Source organism: Arthrobacter sp. SLBN-122 (assembly GCF_006715165.1).
Taxonomy (GTDB): Bacteria; Actinomycetota; Actinomycetes; order Actinomycetales; family Micrococcaceae; genus Arthrobacter.
Window position 1 is genome coordinate 812,578 of record NZ_VFMS01000001.1, and the last position, 18,592, is coordinate 831,169.

17 protein-coding genes and 1 pseudogene are annotated in these 18,592 nt (G+C 66.7%); 14 read left to right on the forward strand and 4 right to left on the reverse strand.

From position 1 onward, the window contains the following. The first annotated feature begins 135 nt into the window (after positions 1-135). Positions 136-330, forward strand: a complete 195-nt coding sequence (locus FBY36_RS03795; RefSeq protein WP_142117412.1) for a hypothetical protein — start codon at positions 136-138, stop codon at positions 328-330. 17 nt (positions 331-347) lie between these two features. Here FBY36_RS03795 and FBY36_RS03800 read toward each other — a convergent pair whose 3' ends face one another. The 3 genes from FBY36_RS03800 to FBY36_RS03810 form a co-directional block, all read right to left on the reverse strand. Continuing rightward, the gene (locus tag FBY36_RS03800; protein WP_142117413.1) at positions 348-1,553 is read right to left on the reverse strand and encodes a CynX/NimT family MFS transporter; all 1,206 of its coding nucleotides are present in this window, start codon (positions 1,551-1,553) and stop codon (positions 348-350) included. 75 nt (positions 1,554-1,628) lie between these two features. After that, positions 1,629-2,693, reverse strand: coding sequence for a S1C family serine protease (locus FBY36_RS03805; RefSeq protein ID WP_235008704.1), 1,065 nt, complete (start codon positions 2,691-2,693; stop codon positions 1,629-1,631). 21 nt (positions 2,694-2,714) lie between these two features. Continuing rightward, positions 2,715-3,284: a hypothetical protein gene (locus FBY36_RS03810; protein WP_142117414.1), complete on the reverse strand. Its 570-nt coding sequence runs from the start codon at positions 3,282-3,284 to the stop codon at positions 2,715-2,717. Positions 3,285-3,435: 151 nt separating this feature from the next. Here FBY36_RS03810 and FBY36_RS03815 point away from each other — a divergent pair, with 151 nt between their 5' ends. From FBY36_RS03815 to FBY36_RS03835, 5 genes and pseudogenes are all read left to right on the forward strand, one after another. Beyond that, entirely contained in the window at positions 3,436-5,541 is a 2,106-nt protein-coding gene (locus FBY36_RS03815; RefSeq protein WP_235008705.1) for a transglycosylase domain-containing protein, read from the forward strand. A gap of 128 nt (positions 5,542-5,669) precedes the next feature. Continuing rightward, positions 5,670-5,969: a DUF4193 domain-containing protein gene (locus FBY36_RS03820; RefSeq protein ID WP_142117415.1), complete on the forward strand. Its 300-nt coding sequence runs from the start codon at positions 5,670-5,672 to the stop codon at positions 5,967-5,969. Positions 5,970-6,242: 273 nt separating this feature from the next. Then, positions 6,243-6,869 (forward strand): phosphatase PAP2 family protein, encoded by a 627-nt coding sequence (locus FBY36_RS03825; protein ID WP_235008706.1) that lies wholly within the window; start codon positions 6,243-6,245, stop codon positions 6,867-6,869. Between the two features lie 11 nt (positions 6,870-6,880). Then, positions 6,881-7,954 (forward strand): glucose 1-dehydrogenase, encoded by a 1,074-nt coding sequence (locus FBY36_RS03830; RefSeq protein WP_142117416.1) that lies wholly within the window; start codon positions 6,881-6,883, stop codon positions 7,952-7,954. Next, positions 7,951-8,924: pseudogene (locus tag FBY36_RS03835) on the forward strand (aldose 1-epimerase family protein). The gene FBY36_RS03830 and the pseudogene FBY36_RS03835 overlap by 4 nt, the downstream one beginning before the upstream one ends. A gap of 123 nt (positions 8,925-9,047) precedes the next feature. Here FBY36_RS03835 and FBY36_RS03840 read toward each other — a convergent pair. After that, positions 9,048-9,554 (reverse strand): MarR family transcriptional regulator, encoded by a 507-nt coding sequence (locus tag FBY36_RS03840; RefSeq protein WP_235008707.1) that lies wholly within the window; start codon positions 9,552-9,554, stop codon positions 9,048-9,050. Between the two features lie 78 nt (positions 9,555-9,632). Here FBY36_RS03840 and FBY36_RS03845 point away from each other — a divergent pair, with 78 nt between their 5' ends. The 8 genes from FBY36_RS03845 (at position 9,633) to FBY36_RS03880 (ending at position 18,574) form a co-directional block, all read left to right on the forward strand. After that, positions 9,633-10,100, forward strand: a complete 468-nt coding sequence (locus FBY36_RS03845) for a hypothetical protein (protein WP_142117417.1) — start codon at positions 9,633-9,635, stop codon at positions 10,098-10,100. Beyond that, complete coding sequence (locus FBY36_RS03850) at positions 10,097-10,738, forward strand: gluconate 2-dehydrogenase subunit 3 family protein (RefSeq protein ID WP_142117418.1); 642 nt, start codon at positions 10,097-10,099, stop codon at positions 10,736-10,738. Before FBY36_RS03845 ends, FBY36_RS03850 begins: the two co-directional genes overlap by 4 nt. Beyond that, a complete protein-coding gene (locus tag FBY36_RS03855) occupies positions 10,735-12,390 on the forward strand; it encodes a GMC family oxidoreductase (RefSeq protein WP_142117419.1) in 1,656 nt (551 codons plus the stop codon). Before FBY36_RS03850 ends, FBY36_RS03855 begins: the two co-directional genes overlap by 4 nt. A gap of 2 nt (positions 12,391-12,392) precedes the next feature. Continuing rightward, positions 12,393-14,183: a thiamine pyrophosphate-requiring protein gene (locus FBY36_RS03860; protein WP_142117420.1), complete on the forward strand. Its 1,791-nt coding sequence runs from the start codon at positions 12,393-12,395 to the stop codon at positions 14,181-14,183. A 3-nt stretch (positions 14,184-14,186) separates the two neighbouring features. Beyond that, positions 14,187-15,290 (forward strand): enolase C-terminal domain-like protein, encoded by a 1,104-nt coding sequence (locus tag FBY36_RS03865; RefSeq protein ID WP_142117421.1) that lies wholly within the window; start codon positions 14,187-14,189, stop codon positions 15,288-15,290. Positions 15,291-15,319: 29 nt separating this feature from the next. After that, positions 15,320-15,937 (forward strand): hypothetical protein, encoded by a 618-nt coding sequence (locus tag FBY36_RS03870; protein WP_142117422.1) that lies wholly within the window; start codon positions 15,320-15,322, stop codon positions 15,935-15,937. Beyond that, positions 15,937-16,692, forward strand: coding sequence for a ZIP family metal transporter (locus FBY36_RS03875; RefSeq protein WP_142117423.1), 756 nt, complete (start codon positions 15,937-15,939; stop codon positions 16,690-16,692). Before FBY36_RS03870 ends, FBY36_RS03875 begins: the two co-directional genes overlap by 1 nt. A 76-nt stretch (positions 16,693-16,768) precedes the next feature. Then, positions 16,769-18,574, forward strand: coding sequence for a glycoside hydrolase family 15 protein (locus FBY36_RS03880; protein ID WP_142117424.1), 1,806 nt, complete (start codon positions 16,769-16,771; stop codon positions 18,572-18,574). The last annotated feature ends 18 nt before the right edge of the window (positions 18,575-18,592 follow it).

Genomic DNA, 18,592 nt, shown 5'->3' on the forward strand with positions numbered 1-18,592 from the left:
TTTTTACGCAACTATTGCGTATACGCAAGAGCGCATTCCAAAGACCCGTCCCGGCGCGGGACCGCCCAGTTGGGAACCGCCCTTTCCGGGAATATCCCCCGCGCTCCTGCATACTGCCGGCCTTAGCATTGAGGAGTGGAAGAGGATCGGGAATTCTCGGCGGAAGAGATGCGCAGCTACGCAGCCGACTGTCCGCTTTGCGGTGAAACGGCCTACCCCATGTGGGAGCGGGCGGGCGATGACCAGAACCCGGAATCAGCGGAGAGGTGGAAACTGTCCTCGATTGAGTGCTTCACGCCCGGGTGCCCGAACTCCCGCTACCGCGCGTAGTCCCCTCCTGGCACCAGCTAGCCGCCGATCACGCGGTCGCGTCCTGCAAGTGAGCCAATGAGGGTCAGGACGGCCATGGCCGCGGCGATGGTGATGAGCGGGGCGGTCCAGGAACCGGTGAGGTCATGCAGACCGCCGAATAAGACGGGGCCTATGGCGCTGAGGCCGTAGCCTACGGATTGGGCCATCCCTGACATGGCCGCCGCCTGGGGGTGGTTCCGCGTGCGGAGGCTGAACAGCGACAGGGCGATGACGATGAGGCTCCCGCAGCCGATTGCCCCTAGCAGGACCCAAAGGAGTATAAGGTCAGGAGCAAGGGCCAGTCCCAGGAACGTCATGAAGGTGAAGGCGGCGCTTGCAGAGGCTGTGAGCCGTTGGTCCCGCCCACGGTGAAGGACCGCCCCTGTTCCGAGGCTTGCAAACACGCTGACCAGCAGGAAGACGGATAGATGGATGCCTGCAGTGGTGGCGGGAACTCCTTGGCTTTGCTCAATGGTGGGCAGCCACGCCATCAACACGTAGAAGGCCACCGACTGCAGTCCCATGAACAGTGTCACCTGCCATCCCAGGAACGAAGTCCAGGGGGATTGGTAGGAGTTCGGTGCCCTCCGGGCGGTGGCGTGCGTGCCGGCTGCGGCCGGCCTGCGCAGGAACGGCAGCAGGACGGCTGTGGCGATAATGGCCAGCCCCGCCCAGATGCCAAGGGCAAGCCGCCATCCGGCAGGTGAAGTTTGGGCCACGGGGACCACCACAGCGGCCCCGACGGCGGCGAAGGCTGCCTGGGCCGCCGTGTAGCTGCCGGTGACCTGGCTGACTTTCAGCGGGAAGTCCCGCTTCACCAGGGAAGGCACCAGGACGTTCAGGAAGGCGATGGCCAGGCCAAGCGTGGCTGTGCCTGCCCAGATGAAACCGGGCACAGGCAGTGAGCGAAGCACGATGCCCGAAGCGAGGATCAGCAGGGACAGCCACAGCGCCCGGTCCAGCCCCAGGCGGTCAGCAAAAGCGGGCGCGACGGGTGAGAAGACCGCGAACGAGATGAGCGGAAGGCCGGTGAGAAACCCTGCTGCCGGATTGGACAGTCCCAGATCGCTGCTGATGTTGGCCAGGACGGGACCCACACTGACAAAGGAAACCCGAAGGTTTACGGCAATGAGCAGAACCCCTATGAAGGCAAACCCGAATCTGAGGGTGCGTTGAGGCGCATTCCGGGTGGCGGCAGTCATCGTAGCTTCTTTCCCTCGTCAACCTAGTCCTTCTTGCCAGGGAAAGGTACCCAAAAATGCGGTGATATTCCCAGCTCAGCGCTCTCCGGCCAGGTCTCCAAGGGTGATGTGCAGGTTCTGTGATGTTGAACCCCGCTGCACCACGACGTCCACCTGCTGCCCGGGGTCCTGCTTCCTGAGGGCTACGAGCAGGTCGGTCACACTTCGAATGTCCGTCTGGGCGAACTTGGTGATGATGTCGCCTGGCTTCATGCCGCCTTGTTCCGCCGGGCTTCCTTGGGAAACATCCACGATCAATGCCCCGGCCGTCGTGGGCAGCGAGAAGCGTTGGGCGAGCTGTGGCGTGATGTCGGTGGGGACCACGCCGAGGGCGGCGTGCTTGACCGACCCGCTTGCCAACAGTTGGTCGGCAACGTCGGTAACCGTGGAAGACGGCGTAACGAACCCGATGGCAACGGCTCCCGTGCTGGGTGGAAGGTACGCCTCGGAAAGACCGATCACCTGGCCACTGGAATCCGCTACTGCACCGCCGGAATTGCCAGGGGAAATCGGCGCGTCCGTCTGCAGCAGATCGATGGCGCCGTGAGGTGATTCCTTCGACGGCGGCATGTTCCGGTGCAGGCTTGAAACGATCCCGGCAGTGACGGTCTCCTCCAACCCCAGTGGGCTTCCGATGACCACGGTCATCGAACCCACCTCGGGATCGGATGCGGCGAATTTTGCCGCCGGAAGGCCGGTACGGTCGACCTTAAGGACAGCAAGGTCCGTGACGTCGTCAACGCCGATGACGGTGCCTTGGGACTGGGAGCCGTCCGCGAACTGGACCACGACGTTCTTGAAGGGCTGTTCTTGCTGGTCCTCCACAACGTGCGCGTCCGTGACGATGGATCCATCGCTGCGATAAATGACCCCGCTGCCGAGGCCGATAGCTGTCCGGATGGTGACGACGGAAGGCTCGACTTCCCTGACAACGCCGGGAACCGCAGGCAACCCCGCACCGTCCGCCAACTGTGCTTGCGAAGCTCCCGGGGAAGCGACGGACGACGAGGAACCGGGCGCCGGCGCCTGGGTGCCGGTGCAGCCCGTCAATGTCAGTGCCGCCGCCGCCACTCCGGCCGCGGCGCAGAGTCCAAACCTCATGGGATACCTCCTCTTTAGGCGTCACGGGCTGGCAGAAGGGATATAGGGCTGGTACTGGTCAAAAGTCCCATTCTGGATGGGGACATTAATGATGGTTTCCTGCCCCTTCACACTCACTGTCAGATCAGCCCGCGCCCCCGGAGCTTCCGGGGCGCTGTTGAGTATGACGGGCGATTGGTCAAACTCCCTGTTACCGTTGGCCGGGATCCTGACCGGCACCTGCTCGTCGGAGTCGGCCAGGACCAGCTCGATATCCGTGGCCGTGGTGTTGATGATCGTCCCCAGGACGCGGGCGGGTTCATCCTGCCCTGATGTCACAAGCAGAACGCTTCGCAGCTCCAGCCCGGCAAAGTTCAGGTCGGAGCCGAGCGCAACAGGGTCGCGGTCGCCTTCAGCAGGGTCGGAGCAGCCAGCCATCAGGAGGGCTGCAATGACCAGGACCGGCAGGAAGCGGAAGAATTCGATTGTGCCGTGGGTGGGTTTCATGATGTTCCTTTCCGTGGCCTTGCGATCCCTTCCAATGCGCCCAGCCCGCTCCAGCATCTCCTTCAGTGTTGCGCAGCAGTTGCGAATGCGCAACAGCTTCGGCATTCTCCTCGTCGCATTTCCTGAATTGTTGCCCTCCCGTAACCGAAAACAGAACTACGGGCTCAGAGGGCGGGATAGCGTTGTTTGCACATTGCCAAGTATTCCAAAGAGATGCGGCACTCCCGGCCGGACAACGCGACAAGGAATCTTTTGCATGCTTCTGATGGACACCACGTGGAAAAGGGCTGCAGGCTTCGTTGCGGCCTGCGTCATCGGCGGCTTTCTGGTCGCCGGGCTCCTGGCCCCGGCCGCGGCACTGGGTTCCACCGTAACCGTGGCATCCGGCAGGTTCTTCGATCAACTGCCCTCTGATCTCGATCTGGATCCGCCGGCCAGGAACTCCCAGGTGCTGGCCAAAGATGGATCGGTCATCGCACGGTTCTATTCGCAGAATCGAGAACCCGTGCGCCTGGAGCAGATATCACCATTCATGCGCCAAGGGATCGTGGCCATCGAGGACTCCCGCTTCTATGAGCACGGCGGCATCGACCCGACCGGCATCCTCCGGGCCCTTTATGTGAACGCCCAGGGCGGCCGGCAGGGGGCGTCCACCATTACCCAGCAGTACGTCAAGAATGTGCTCATCCAGTCGCTGATATCCAGCGGCAGGGCGGACGAGGTTAAGCCCAGCGCCGCCAGGACTATCGGCGACAAACTTCGGGAGATGAAGCTCGCCGTCGCACTCGAGGACAAATACTCCAAGGACCAGATCCTTCAGGGCTACCTGAACCTGGTCTATTTCGGCAACGGAGCTTACGGCGTCCAGACGGCAGCCAAAGAGTATTTCGGCGTCCCCGCAAACGCCCTCAGTCTTACCCAGGCCGCCGCCCTGGCAGGAGTAGTCAACAGGCCCGGGTACTACGATCCGCTCACTGAACCGGGCCATGTGGTGGCCCGGCGCAATGAAGTCCTGGACCAAATGCTTCAACAGGGCTACATCTCCACGGTCCAGCACCGCAAGGCTGTTGCCGCTCCCCTTGCCTTGAACGTCCAGCCGTCGGCCCAGGGATGCGCCGCGGCCAACTCACCGTACTTCTGCGACTACATTCAACGCCTGATCCTGAACGATCCCGCCTTTGGTCCCGACGAGGCGGCCCGGCGCAAACTGCTGTACCAAGGCGGGCTGACCATCCGCACCACCCTGGACCCGGAGCTGCAAAAGGTGGCACAGGAACAGGTCAACGCCTCACTTCGCCCCACGGACCCACTGCAGCGCGGGGCCGCCCTTGTCAGCGTGCAGCCCGGGACCGGCAAGATCCTGACCATGGCGCAAAACACCATCTACAGCCCGGCGCCGGGGCCCGGACACTACACCGGCAACCTCACCCTTCCGGAAACGGACAGCCGGGGTAATCCCCTCCATGGCGCCGGTGGCTTCCAGATCGGTTCCACCATGAAACCGTTCATCTTCGCCGAGTGGCTTAATTCCGGGCGTTCCATGGCCACCCGGCTGGACGGCTCAGTCCGCATCTACAAGGCAGGATTCCCTTGGAAAAACAGCTGCGGCACCACCACCGGGTCATACGACCCTGCCCTCGGCCAGACGCCACTGCCCAACGACGACCCCTACCACTACCATCCGATGAGCGTGCTGGAAGGCCTCTACCGCTCCATCAACACCATCACGTTCCAGTCAGCAACACGGCTGGACTTCTGCAACATCCAAAAAATGGCCACGGCGGCCGGAGTCAAGAACGGGCACACCAACAAGCCCTACGACCTGTCCAGTATCGCCAGCCTGATTGGCACCCAGGACGTGGCGCCGCTGGACATGGCTACCGCTTACGCAACCTTCGCCGCGGGCGGAGTCCGTTGCTCCCCCATTGCCCTGGAGACCGTCACCGGGCCCAAGGGACACAACTATCCGGTGCCGGCCGCGGACTGCACCCAGACCATTGATCCTGACGTTGCTGCCGGCGTCACTTTCGCCCTCAAACCGGTCCTGACCAAAGGATCGGGCTACAACATCCCCGTCAACAACGACCACGACATCTTCGCCAAAACCGGCACCACCGACGGGCACACCCAGACCTGGACCGTCGGCGCCACCACCGGCATCGCCACCGCCTCATGGTTTGGAAGCTACAAAGGGTTTGGGCCCGAATGGGCAAACGAGCACATCACCATCAACGGGAAGTACTACGCCGGCCTGGACGGGGCCAACATTGCCGGTACCCAGTGGGCCCGCCTCATGAACGCCGCGGCCGCGGCATATCCAGGCGGCCCCTTTCCCGCACCGCCCCTGTCAATGTTCCTGTAACCGGCTCGTGCTCACAGGCCTCCGGCAGCGGAATACCGTTGCGCACCTATAACTGTTGCGCTACCCTTGCATATCACTTTTCCCTCCAAACCGAAGAGCGGACGTCCACCAGGAGAAATGAGTACGCCGTGGCAAGCGATTACGACGAAGTCCGGCCAGAAGTCAAAGAGTCGCAGGAACGGTCCCTGGAGGCCCTGCGCACTGAGAACACCCCGGACGCCCGCAGCGTGGCCAGGGAACTCGATGAAGCCGAAACGGTGGACGGGATAGGACTGCCAGGGGACTTCATCGCCGAGGAGCTCGTCGTCGAAGTCGTCCCGCAGAAAGAGGACGAATTCACCTGCTCGTCCTGCTTTCTGGTCCGCCACCGTTCCCAGCTGGACCGGGAAAGGGACGGCCACGCCTACTGCATCGAATGTGAGGGATGAGCAGTGGCCGGCCTGCCGCCTGCTCCACGACCCGGACGCGCGCAGCCAAGCAACCCCGCGTCGGCGCCCCGGCCGGACAAGCCGCCCCTGGGGATGGGCACCGGCAGCAGCAGGACTTCCCGGAAGGGCCTGTCAGGGCATTTCCGTTTAGGCGAGGGGTATGCCGTTTCCCCCGGCCGGTACCTCATCCTGCGTGCGGTGGCTCTGATGCTGGCCCTGGCTGGTGCGACCTCCTTCTTATTGACACTCGGGGAAGTACTCCACGGACAGGGCGTGGCAACGGCTGACGGGCCCATGACCGGATGGTTCGTGGATCACCGGACCGCAGCGGCCACAGCCGTCTTGGCAGGACTCGCCTTCGTGTTCGGCCCGGTGGCGCTTCCGGTGATAACGCTGCTCGCCACGACGGGCTGGGCCCTGCGGACCCACCGTCTTTGGCGACCCCTGCTGCTCGCCGGGTCGATGCTTACGGGGGTCATCGTCACGGAAGTTATTGCGCACGCCGTGGGACGCTCCCGGCCCCCAACGGCCCTGATGATGCTGGGCGCCGATGCGACGTCGTCGTTTCCTTCCGGGCACGTCGTCGGCGCCTCCAACTTCCTGCTCATCGGCGCATATCTTCTCTTCTCCCGGTCCTCCCGCACGCTGTCCGTCATACTGGCCTTCACCGCTGCTGCCGGAGGCCTGGCGCTGGAAGCAGCAAGCCGCGTCTACCTTGGCTATCACTGGTTTACCGACACGCTCGCATCCGCCTCAATCTCCGTAGTCCTCCTTGCGGTGGTGATCATGCTGGACATCAGCCGCGGCGACCAGCGGCAGAACAATGAGGGCAGCCACAATTCGAATACCGTTGCGTTCCCGCAAATAAAGCGCGACACTGGCAAAGACAACCACGGCTAAAGGGAGGCATCATGCGTGCGCTGACAGTTACCCCTGGAGTCAAGGACTCCCTTCACCTGCGCGATATTCCCCAACCGGAGACGGGCGGGGGCCAGGTGCTGGTGGAGGCACTGGCCGTGGGCCTGTGCGGCACGGACAGCGAGATCATCGACGCGGAATACGGCGAGGCCCCGCCCGGCCAGGACTATCTGGTGCTGGGGCACGAGAACCTGGGCCGGGTGGTGGAGGCTCCGGAGGATTCCGGGCTCGCGGCGGGAGACCTGGTGGTGGGCATTGTCCGCAGGCCCGATCCCGAGCCGTGCAAGGCCTGCGCCGCCGGTGAATGGGATATGTGCCTGAACGGCAAGTACACCGAGCACGGCATCAAAGGCCTGGACGGATTTGCCCGCGAGCAATGGCGCACGGCCCCGGATGCCGTGGTGAAACTGGACGCCGGGCTCGAGGACGTGGGAGTGCTGCTGGAGCCCACCACCATCGTGGCCAAGGCCTGGGAGCAGATCAACAGGATCGGGCAGCGGGCCTTCTTCGACCCCCATGTCGCAGTGGTGACCGGGGCCGGACCCGTTGGCCTGCTCGCCGCGCTCCTGGGCGTCCAGCAGGGCCTGGAGGTGCACGTGTTCGACATCGTCAAGGACGGGCCCAAGCCGGAGTTGGTCCGCGCCCTTGGCGCCACCTACCACAGCGAGACCCTGCCGGACTCCGGCCTCAAGCCCAATGTCCTGGTGGAATGCACCGGCGTGACCCCCGTGGTGCTGGACGCCCTCCGCTGCCGCGCCCAGGATGCCATCACCTGCCTGACCGGCGTCTCAGGCACCGGGAAGCAAACCGAGGTGGACGTGGGCGCGCTGAACCGCGAGGAAGTACTCATGAACGGCGTGGTCTTCGGCAGCGTCAACGCCAACCGGCGCCACTACGACGCCGGCGCCAAGGCCCTGGCTGCTGCTGACGCGGACTGGCTGCACCGGCTCATCAGCCGCCGGGTGCCCCTGGAAAAATTCGCCGAGGCCTTCGATCACCGCCGGGATGACGTCAAAGTGGTGCTGGACCTCCAGGCGAAGGACGACGGCGGGACCCGTCAGCGATGAGCCCGGCGGCGAAGAGTGATGGCCAGGCAGGACAGGACGCCAACAGCGGCCACCGGCTCCCGTCAGGGCGCCAGTACGGCATCCGGCACGGCCGGCAATCCGCGCACCTCACGGAGGTGGGCGGAGCGTTGCGGGACTACCTGCTGGACGGCCGCCCCCTGGTGGAGGGCTACGGCCCGGAGGAGATGTGCACGGGGGCGCGCGGACAGTCCCTCATCCCGTGGCCCAACCGGGTCAGGGGCGGCAGCTACGAGTGGGGCGGCAGCACGCTGCAGCTTGATCTCAGCGAGCCGGACAAGGGCGGGGCCATCCATGGCTTGACCCGCTGGCGGAACTGGGAGGTGGAGGATCAGCGGGAGGACGGAATCTCCTTCACGCACACCCTTCACGCCTGCCAGGGCTGGCCGTGGGTGCTGGATTGCCGCCTGGACTACGGGCTCGACGACGGCGGGTTGAGGGTGCGGACAACCGTCACCAACCGCAGCCAAGAGCCCTGCCCCTTTGGTACGGGCGCGCATCCGTACCTCAGCCTGGGGCAGTCGGGCCAGGTCATCGACGGGGGTTTGGTCCAGGTGCCGGGGCGGACGTACCTGCCGTGGATGAACGCGGCATCCCCACCGGGCACCAGCGTGTGGATGGCACGGAGTACGACCTGCGCGAGCTCCAGCAACTTGGGGCCCGGCCCATCGATGTGGCCTACACCGACCTGGTCCGTGACGGGGACGGGCGCGCCAGCGTGACACTGCTGCGTCCGGACCGCTCCGGTGGCATTGAGCTGTGGGTGGACGATACCTACCCCTACCTGGAAATCTTCACGGGCGACAGCCTCCCGCAACCGGACCGCCGCCGCACCGGACTGGGCGTGGAGCCCATGACCTGCGCCCCCGACGCCTTCAACTCAGGCGAAGGCCTGATCACCCTGGAGCCCGGGCAATCCCACACCGGACAGTGGGGCATCAGACCGCTCTGAACGGTCCCATGCGCCCCTCCGGACCTACCGGAAAAGCCAGCCGCGATCACTGCCAACTATTGCGCATACGCAAGCATTGGGGTTCAATGAAGGCATGGCTTGCCGCACCAGGATCCGGTTCCTTCAGGCGCCGGATCCCAACGTAAAGCGACCGTCGGAGGTACCCTGGCCACCGGCGGCGGCTGCGAAGGCCTCCAGCGCTGCAGCCAGTGCGGGCCGCCGCCCGGCGGGCATCCTGGCGATTACCTCGGCAATGGCCTGCCGCCGGTGCTGCAGCACGGTATCGACCAGTTCCCTGCCTTCACGGGTTAACTCCAGCCGGATGTACCGGCGGTCAGCGGGATCTTCGCGGCGCTGCAGCAGGTCAGCCGCTACCAGCCGGTCGCAGATGCGGGTGGCGTTGGAGGCGTGCACGCCAAGCTCTGCGGCCACACCGCCCAGGTTTTGGGGTCCGTGGGTGTGGATCAGCACCAGCACCCGCAGTTGCGGGGTATTAACGATGTCCTCAACCTCGGCAACGGAGCGCGCCACTACGCGCATGAGGGTGTCGGCGGCGGCCATCACGGCTTCGACTTCCCGACTCAGAGCTTCCGGGACCGGCCCAGATCCGGCAGATGTTTCCATGGGCATCAGTTTCCTCCAATAGTTGCTGCCCCGCAAAGTTTGCCGGTTCCCCCGCCTGTTGGGTCGCCGGCATGAAGGAGAATCATGAAGACGCAACATCCGGCAGATCCGGTCACCAGCACAGTCAACGGCATTGACCGCCTCATTAGGAACGTCCAGACGGGGCGGTTTGAACGTTCCCTGTCAGGCCTGACAGCAGCCGGGGCCCTGGTCACTGCGGCCGAGATTTACCTTGAACACGACAAGGCCAGCTTCGGCAACGCGTGGATGTGGGTTCCTGTGGCCCTGGGCCCGGTGGGGGCCGCCGCGGGGGTAGCCGGCGTGTTCAGCCGCCGCATGGCAAAGACCGCCCTCCCGCTGGCCAGCGCGGCCATCATCGCCAACGGACTGCAGGGAACCTGGCTGCACCTGCAGGGGATCCGGCAGAAGCCCGGCGGCCTGTCCAACCTGCCCTACAACCTGGAGATGGGTCCGCCGCTGTTCGCGCCGCTGCTGGTCACCCTGGTGGGCGGGATGGGTGTGCTGGCCTCCGTCCTGAGGCGGGAACCATGAGCAGCCTTCCGCTGGAAACGTCCGACGGCGGCGGCCGCTACCCGGGCTTCAACACCCTTGCCCAGGCGGACCATTGGGACCGGGCCACTGCCGCCGTCGTCGAATCCCGCCTGGGCATGCCGCCGGACGTCCGTTTCTTCACCCCCGGGGAGGAGGCTGCGGCGCGTGCCCTCTTTGACCTGCTGCTGGGCCAGCAGGGCGAGCCCCGCGTGCCCGTGGTGAACATGGTGGACGCCCGGCTGGCCGAGGAGCAAACCGATGGCTGGCACTACGACAACATGCCGCGGGACGGTGAAGCGTGGCGGGCAACGCTGGCGGCGCTGGACAGTGAAGCGCGCTCCCGTACCGGCTGCACCTTCGCCCGGCTGGATCCGGAGCAGCAGGCCGGACTCCTGCAGGACATCTGCAACCTTGACCGGAAACTGTGGCACGGACTGCCGGCGGACCGGGTGTGGAGCCTCTGGACCCGGTACGCCTGCACCGCGTTCTACTCGCATCCCCTGGCCTGGGACGAAATCGGCTTCGCCGGACCGGCCTACCCGCGCGGCTACAAGAACCTGGGGGTGGACCGGCTGGAGCCGTTCGAGGTGCGGGACGTCCGCCCCGGTGCGGATCCGACGCATGGGGCAGACCGGTGAACAGGGTCCGCGAGCGCAATGAGTCCGCGTGGCTGCTCCCTGCCGGGCCCGGCAGCAACCTGCGGCTGCGGGAGGACATGCGGCGGTACAGCGAAACCGAAGAGGTGGACATGGTGATCGTGGGCTGCGGAGCCGGCGGGGCCACCCTGCTGCAGCGCCTGGCCCGCGCCGGCTGGCGTGCCGTTGGCCTGGACGCCGGGCCGTTCTGGGAGCCGGAGCGGGACTGGGTCAGCGATGAGGCCGGGTCCCACCATCTCTATTGGACCGAACCACGCGTCATTTCCGGGACGGATCCTGTGCCCCTGGGGTCGAACAACTCGGGCCGTGGAGTGGGCGGATCCATGGTGCACTTCGCCGGCTACACGCCGCGTTTCCACCCCAGCGACTTCCGCACCTTCACCGCAGACGGGGTGGGCGCTGACTGGCCCCTGGACTACGCGAACCTGCGGCCGTACTACGAGGACATCGAAGCGGAGCTGCCGGTGGCCGGCGAGCACTGGCCGTGGGGCGATCCGCATGGCTACCCCCACCGGCCGCATCCGGTGTCCGGCAACGGGGACCTCTTCCTCCGCGGTGCCAGGGCGTGCGGGATCACGGCCAAGGTGGGGCCGGTGGCCATTGCCAACGGCAGGTTCGGCAACCGGCCGCACTGCATTTACCGCGGCTTCTGCCTCCAGGGCTGCAAGGTCAACGCCAAAGCCTCGCCCCTGATCACGCACGTTCCGGACGCGCTGGCGCACGGCGCCGAAATCCGCCCCGACTCGATGGCCACCCGGATTTGTTTCGACGAACAGACCGGCCTGGCCACGGGCGTGGAATACGTCCAGGGCGGCATTACCAGGTTCCAGCGGGCCCGGATGGTGGCGGTGGCCGGCTATTCGATCGAAACCCCGCGGCTGCTGCTGAATTCCACCTCGCCGCGCTTCCCGCAAGGGATGTGCAACGACTTTGACCAGGTGGGCCGGTACCTGATGGTCCAGGGCGCACCGCAAACCGCGGGGCGGTTCCAGGCCGAGGTGCGGATGTGGAAGGCCCCTCCCCCGGAAGTCAGCACCGAGGACTTCTACGAAACGGACCTCTCCAAGCCGTACAAGCGGGGGTTCTCCATCCAGTGCGTGTCCCCGTTGCCCATCACTTGGGCTGAACATGTTGCGGCCCAGGGGCACTGGGGGCCCACCCTTCGCCGTTACATGAGCGACTACCCGCACTGGGCCTGCCTGGGCGCGCTGTGCGAATTCCTCCCCCTGGAGGAGAACCGGGTGACCTTGGCGGAGGAAACGGACCGGCACGGGATCCCCGTGGCCCGCTTCAGCTACAGCCAGTGTGACAACGACCGGCAGCTGATGTCCGCCGCGCAGAAGGTGATGGAGGAAATCCTGACCGCCGCGGGGGCGGAGGAGGTCATCACCATCAACCGTTACGCGCACCTGGTGGGCGGGGCGCGGATGTCAGCCACCCAGGAGGACGGCGTGGTGGACCGGAACTGCCGCAGCTTCGCGGTACCCAATCTCCTGGTCACCGACGGCAGCGTGCTGCCCACCCAGGGCAGCGCCAATCCTGCCCTGACCATCATGGCGCTGGCGGCCCGGGCCGCCCGCGTCCTGGTCCAAGGCGCCCGCCGCGGCGCCCCGATGAGCGCAAAGGAAGACTGATCATGGCAACAACAGTGGCCGACTACCTGCTCTCCCGGCTGGGTGAGTGGGGCGTGGACAAGGTCTTCGGTTTCCCCGGAGACGGCATCAACGGCATCCTCGCCGCCTTTGGCAAGGCGGGCAACCAACCCAAATTCATCCAGGCCAGGCACGAGGAGATGGCGGCGTTCGAGGCCGTGGGCTACGCCAAGTACGGCGGGCGCGTTGCCGTGTGCATGGCCACCTCCGGGCCCGGGGCCATCCATCTGCTCAACGGCCTCTATGACGCCAAGCTGGACCACGTTCCGGTGGTGGCCATCGTGGGGCAGACCGCCCGCAGCGCCATGGGCGGATCCTACCAGCAGGAGGTTGACCTGCTGACCCTGTTCAAGGACGTTGCCTCGGACTATGTCCAGATGGTCACCGTTCCCCAGCAGCTGCCCAATGTCATCGACAGGGCCATCCGGATCGCCGAGGCCCAACAGGCGCCCACCGCGGTGATCATCCCGGCGGACGTGCAGGAACTCGAGTACGCCGCCCCCACGCACGATTTCAAGATGGTGCCCTCGAGCGTTGGGGTGCGCTGGCCGGACCTCCAGCCGGACAGCGAGGCAATCCGCGGCGCCGCCCAGCTCCTGAACGAGGGATCCAAGGTGGCCATCCTGATTGGGCAGGGCGCCCGCGGTGCGGCTGCCGAGGTCCGGGAGGTGGCGGAACTGCTGGGGGCCAGGGTGGCCAAGGCGCTGCTGGGGAAGGACGCGCTGCCCGATGACCTGCCCTACGTCACCGGTTCCATCGGGCTGCTGGGCACCCGGCCCAGCTACGAAATGATGCGGGACTGCGACACCCTGCTCACGGTGGGGTCCAGCTTCCCGTACACCCAGTTCCTGCCGGAACCCGGCCAGGCCCGCGGCGTGCAGATCGACGTGGACCCGAAAATGATCGGGCTGCGCTACACCAACGAATTCAACATCGTGGCCGACGCAGCCACGGCCCTGCGCGCCCTGATCCCGCACCTGGCGCGGAAGCAGGACCGGTCCTGGCGGGAAAACCTGGAGTCAAATATCAGGCGCTGGTGGGAGACCATGCACGACGAAGCCATGGTCAGCGCCAACCCCGTCAACCCGATGCGGCTGTTCGCCGAGCTCTCCACCCGGCTGCCGGCGGACGCGATGCTCAGCGCGGATTCCGGTTCCTCCGCCAACTGGTACGCGCGGCAGCTGAAGTTCCGGGACGGCGTCCGTGGTTCGTTGTCCGGGAACCTGGCCACCATGGGCCCGGGCGTCCCCTACGCCATCGGCGCCAAGTTCGCCTTCCCGGGCCGGCCCGCCATCGCGTTCGCTGGTGACGGCGCTATGCAGATGAACGGGCTGGCGGAGCTCATTACCGTGAAGCACTACTGGCACGAATGGGCTGATCCCCGCCTGGTGGTGGCCGTCCTTCACAACAACGACCTAAACCAGGTCACGTGGGAGATGCGGGCAATGGGCGGCGTGCCGGCCTTCCGCGAATCCCAGGTCCTGCCCGACGTCGACTACGCGGGTTTCGCCGAAAGCCTGGGTTTGCAGGGCCTCCACGTGGAGGATCCCGACGACGTGGGGCCGGCTTGGGAGAAGGCCCTCGCCGCGGACCGGCCCACCGTGCTGGACGTCCGCACCGATCCCGACATTCCGCCGATTCCGCCGCACGCCACCCTTGAGCAGGCGCGGAAGACGGCGGAGGCCATGATCAAGGGCGATGACAGCGCCTGGGGTGTGGTGAAGGAAGGGGTCAAGACCAAGATCCAGGAATTCCTGCCGCACAAGGAGGGCTGAGACATGTCCGCCGCCACCCACGTCACCGCAATCCGGGCCAGCGCCTACACGGTTCCCACCGACGCACCGGAAGCGGACGGCACCTACAGCTGGGACTCCACCACGCTGGTCCTGGTGGAGGCGGACGGCGGCGGGACGACTGGCCTGGGCTGGACCTACGCGCCGGCGGCAGCGGCGGCCCTGGTGGAAGGGCTGCTGGCCCCGGCCGTGGAGGGCCTTGACGTCCTGGACGTGCCGGCGGCGGCCGCGGCGATGGCCCGGGCGGTGCGCAACCCGGGCCGGACGGGCCTGGGCTCCTATGCCGTGTCCGCCGTCGACTGTGCCCTCTGGGACCTGAAGGCGCGGCTGCTGGAGCTGCCGCTGCACAAACTCCTCGGCGCCGTCCAGGACACCGTGGCGGTGTACGGCAGCGGTGGCTTCACCACCTACACCGAGGACCAGCTGCGGGACCAGCTGCAGGGCTGGGCACAGGAGCAGCGCATCCCCCGCGTGAAGATCAAGATCGGCCAGGACAGCGGAACGAACGTCCCACGGGACCTGGAGCGCATCCGCCAGGCGCGTGCCGCCGTCGGCCCCGGTACCGAACTGTTCGTGGACGCCAACGGCGGCTACACCGCCAAGCAGGCGGTCCGGGTGATGCGGGACGCAGCAGAAGAGCGGGTCACGTGGTTCGAAGAACCGGTCTCGAGCGACGACCTGACGGGGCTGCGGGCGGTGCGGGCCGCCGTCGACGCCGACGTGGCAGCCGGGGAATACGGAACGGGACTGCCCTACTTCCAGCGCATGTGCAGCGCGGACGCCGTGGACTGCCTGCAGGCGGACGTCAGCAGGTGCGGCGGGATCAGCGAATGGCTACGGATCGCCGCCGTCGCTGCCGCCCACGGCCTGGAGGTCTCGGGGCACTGCGCACCCCACCTGAGTGCCGCCGTCGCAGCCGCAACACCCAACTTCCGGCATCTGGAATGGTTCCACGACCACGTCCGGATCGAGGACCTGTTCTTCGACGGAACCCTTGACCCCGGCGGCGGGTGCGTCCGGCCATCGGATGCCCCCGGAAACGGGCTGGCCTTCCGCGCCGCCGACGCAGAGCCCTACCGGATTCGCTGAAACAGGATGACAGGACTGAGAGGAAGCCCATGAGCACCAGCCCAGGCAGCGGAAACCCGCCAGACACCACACCGCTGGACCCGGACCCGACAGGCCAGGACCCCAACGCCAAGGACCCTGCCGCGGAGGAGAAAGCCCAGCTCCAGGCGGCGATCTTCGAGGTCACCCAGGCGGCCAGGGGCAGGGGCCTGCACGAGATCCGGGAGATGCTCCAGGCGGAATTCTCGCGCCGGGGCGTGAAGGCTCCCACCACCATCTGGCTGGATTCGGTGGCTTCCGCGGCATTCCATGGCGAGCCCTACCTTATCGACCTTCCCGCAGCCCTGGCGGCCGAGGCCGCGGTGCCCGCCCCGAATGACGGGGTGCGGAAGCACCTGGCCCGGCGCCGGGAACTGCGGCAGGACAAGCTGCCCGCCGGGACTTTCCCTCCGGCCTCGGCCTGGGAGCTGGACAGCAGCGATGTCACCTTCAGCACGCCGGAGCCGCGTCCGGACCCGCGCGCCGTGCTCGAAAGCACCAGCACGCTGCGGCGGCTGCTGGCCCTCGCCGCATCAGGCGTGGCCGCCCTCCTGGCCGTTGCGTCGGTCCGGGCTGCGATGAAGGCGAAGCGCTTGCAGTCAGGGCGTTCGACGGCGGGTGGTGCGTGATGCCGGAATGGTTGCAGGCATGGATGTGGGGCACCATCGCCGGCGGGGCCCTGGTGGTGGGGTGCGCCCTGGCGTGGAAGTGGAAGATCCCGCCAAAAGTTGTGTCCTCCGTGATGTCCTTCGGCGCGGGGGTCCTGATCTCCGCGTTGTCTTTCCAACTCGTGGAGGAAGCCGTCAACGGCGGCGGGCTCTGGCCCACCATCGGCGGGTTCGCCACCGGCGCCCTGGTCTACGTGGCCGCCAATTCCCTGCTGGCAATGAAAGGCGCCAAGCACCGGAAGCGCTCGGGCGGCAGGCAGCCCTCCGAGCAGGAGAAGCCGGGCAGCGGGACGGCCATCGCCATCGGGGCGCTGCTGGACGGCATCCCGGAATCGGTGGTTTTGGGCGTGGGGCTGGTGACGGCCGGGGCCGTGAGCCCGGCGATGCTGGCCGCCGTCTTCATCTCCAATGTCCCGGAGGGGCTTTCCAGCACTGCGGGCATGAAGAAGGCCGGACGCGGTGCCAAGTATGTGTTCGGGGTGTGGGGTGGGATCGCCGTACTCTCCGGGCTGGCCGCCCTGATCGGGTTCGTGCTCCTGCAGGGCGCCCCGGGGGAAGTGGTGGCCTTCATTACCGCCGTGGCGGCCGGAGCCATCTTGGCCATGCTCGCGGACACGATGATTCCCGAAGCCTTCGAGGAGCACCATCTGCTCACCGGGCTGATTGCCGCCGCTGGTTTCCTGGCTGCCTTCACGGTGGACCAGGTGGGCGGGTAGGTCCCTGCGGTAAGGCTGCACCGGCGGCGCCACGCGACACGGAATTTGCTTAAGACACGAGCCCCGGGAGGGACGGATGGCAAGCATCGAAGACTATGCGATCATCGGTGACCTGCATACGGCGGCGTTGGTGGGCCGGAGCGGGTCCGTTGACTGGATGTGCCTGCCGAACTTCGATTCGCCGGCCTGCTTCGCGGCCCTGCTGGACACCCCGGACGCGGGACGGTGGCGGCTGGCCCCCGCCGGGGCCGGAGACTGCACCCGGCGGCGCTACCGGCCCGGCACGCTGATCCTGGAGACGGAATGGGACACCGCGGACGGAAGCGTCAGGGTCACGGACTTCATGCCGGCCAGGGATGATTCCGCGGATATGGTGCGGATTGTGGAAGGCCTGAAAGGGAGCGTCGCCATGCAGGGGGAATTGTGCCTGCGCTTCGACTACGGCCGCATCGCTCCGTGGGTCCGCCGCATGGATCATGGCATCAGCGCCATCGCCGGCCCGGACGCCGCCTACCTCAGCACCCCCGCGCCCCTGGAGGGCCGGGACATGCGGACCGTCAGCGAGTTCACCGTCAAGGCCGGGGACCGCATCCCGTTCGTCCTCCGGTGGGCGCACAGCTACAAGCCGGTTCCGGACCGGACCGATCCGGAGAGCGCGCTGGCCTCCACCCAGGAGTATTGGGAGCAATGGAGCGGCCGGAACTCCATGGACGGGAAGTACAAGGACGCCGTGGAGCGGTCCCTGATCACGCTCAAGGCGCTCACCTACGCGCCCACCGGGGGCATCGTGGCCGCCGCCACCACCTCGCTGCCGGAGGATCCGGGCGGCAGCCGCAACTGGGACTACCGCTTCTGCTGGCTGCGCGATGCCACCCTGACGCTGCAGTCCCTGCTGGCCTGCGGCTATGTGGATGAGGCCGCGGCCTGGCGGGAGTGGCTGCTGCGCGCGGTGGCGGGAAACCCTGCTGACCTGCAGATCATGTACGGGCTGGACGGTACCCGGAGGCTGCCGGAAGCCGAGCTGCCGTGGCTGGCGGGCTTCGAGAAGTCCAAACCGGTGCGCACCGGCAATGCCGCCGCCCCGCAGCTGCAGCTGGACGTGTGGGGAGAGGTCCTGGACGGCCTGGCCCTCACCCGGGCCGCGGACCCCGATACCACGGACGATTCCTGGGACATCCAGGTGGCGTTGATGGAGTTCCTGGAGGGGGCGTGGGACAGGCCGGACAACGGGCTCTGGGAGATGCGCGGACCCCGGCGCCATTTCACCCATTCCAAGGTGATGGCCTGGGTGGCGGCGGACCGGATGGTGAAGGCCGTGCAGGAGTCCGGCCTTCCCGGTCCCGGCGACCGCTGGGCCAGGCTGCGGAAGGAAATCCACGAAGACGTCATGGCCCACGGGTTCGACGAAAAACGCAACACTTTCGTCCAGTCCTACGGCAGCAGGGAACTCGATGCCAGCCTGCTGCTGATCCCCCGTGTGGGGTTCCTTCCCCACGACCATCCCCGCGTGGTGGGCACCGTGGACGCGATCCAGCGGAACCTGACGGAGGACGGGTTTGTCCTCCGGTACCATCCGGGAGCGAGCAATGACGGGTTGCCCGGCACGGAGGGCGTCTTCCTGGCCTGCTCCTTCTGGCTGGCGGACGCGCTGCTGGGCATCGGGCGCCGAGATGAGGCGGTGGAGCTGTTCGAACGCCTGCTGTCCCTGCGCAATGACGTGGGCCTGCTCAGCGAGGAATGGGATCCCCGCCGCGGACGGCAACTGGGCAACACGCCCCAGGCCTTCAGCCACTTCCCGCTGATCCACTGCGCCCTCCAGCTGCACCACGGCCCGCACCACAGCAACGCCCCGATGAAGGGAAAGCACTCCGACCTGAAGTGAGTGGGACAGCCAGGAGCG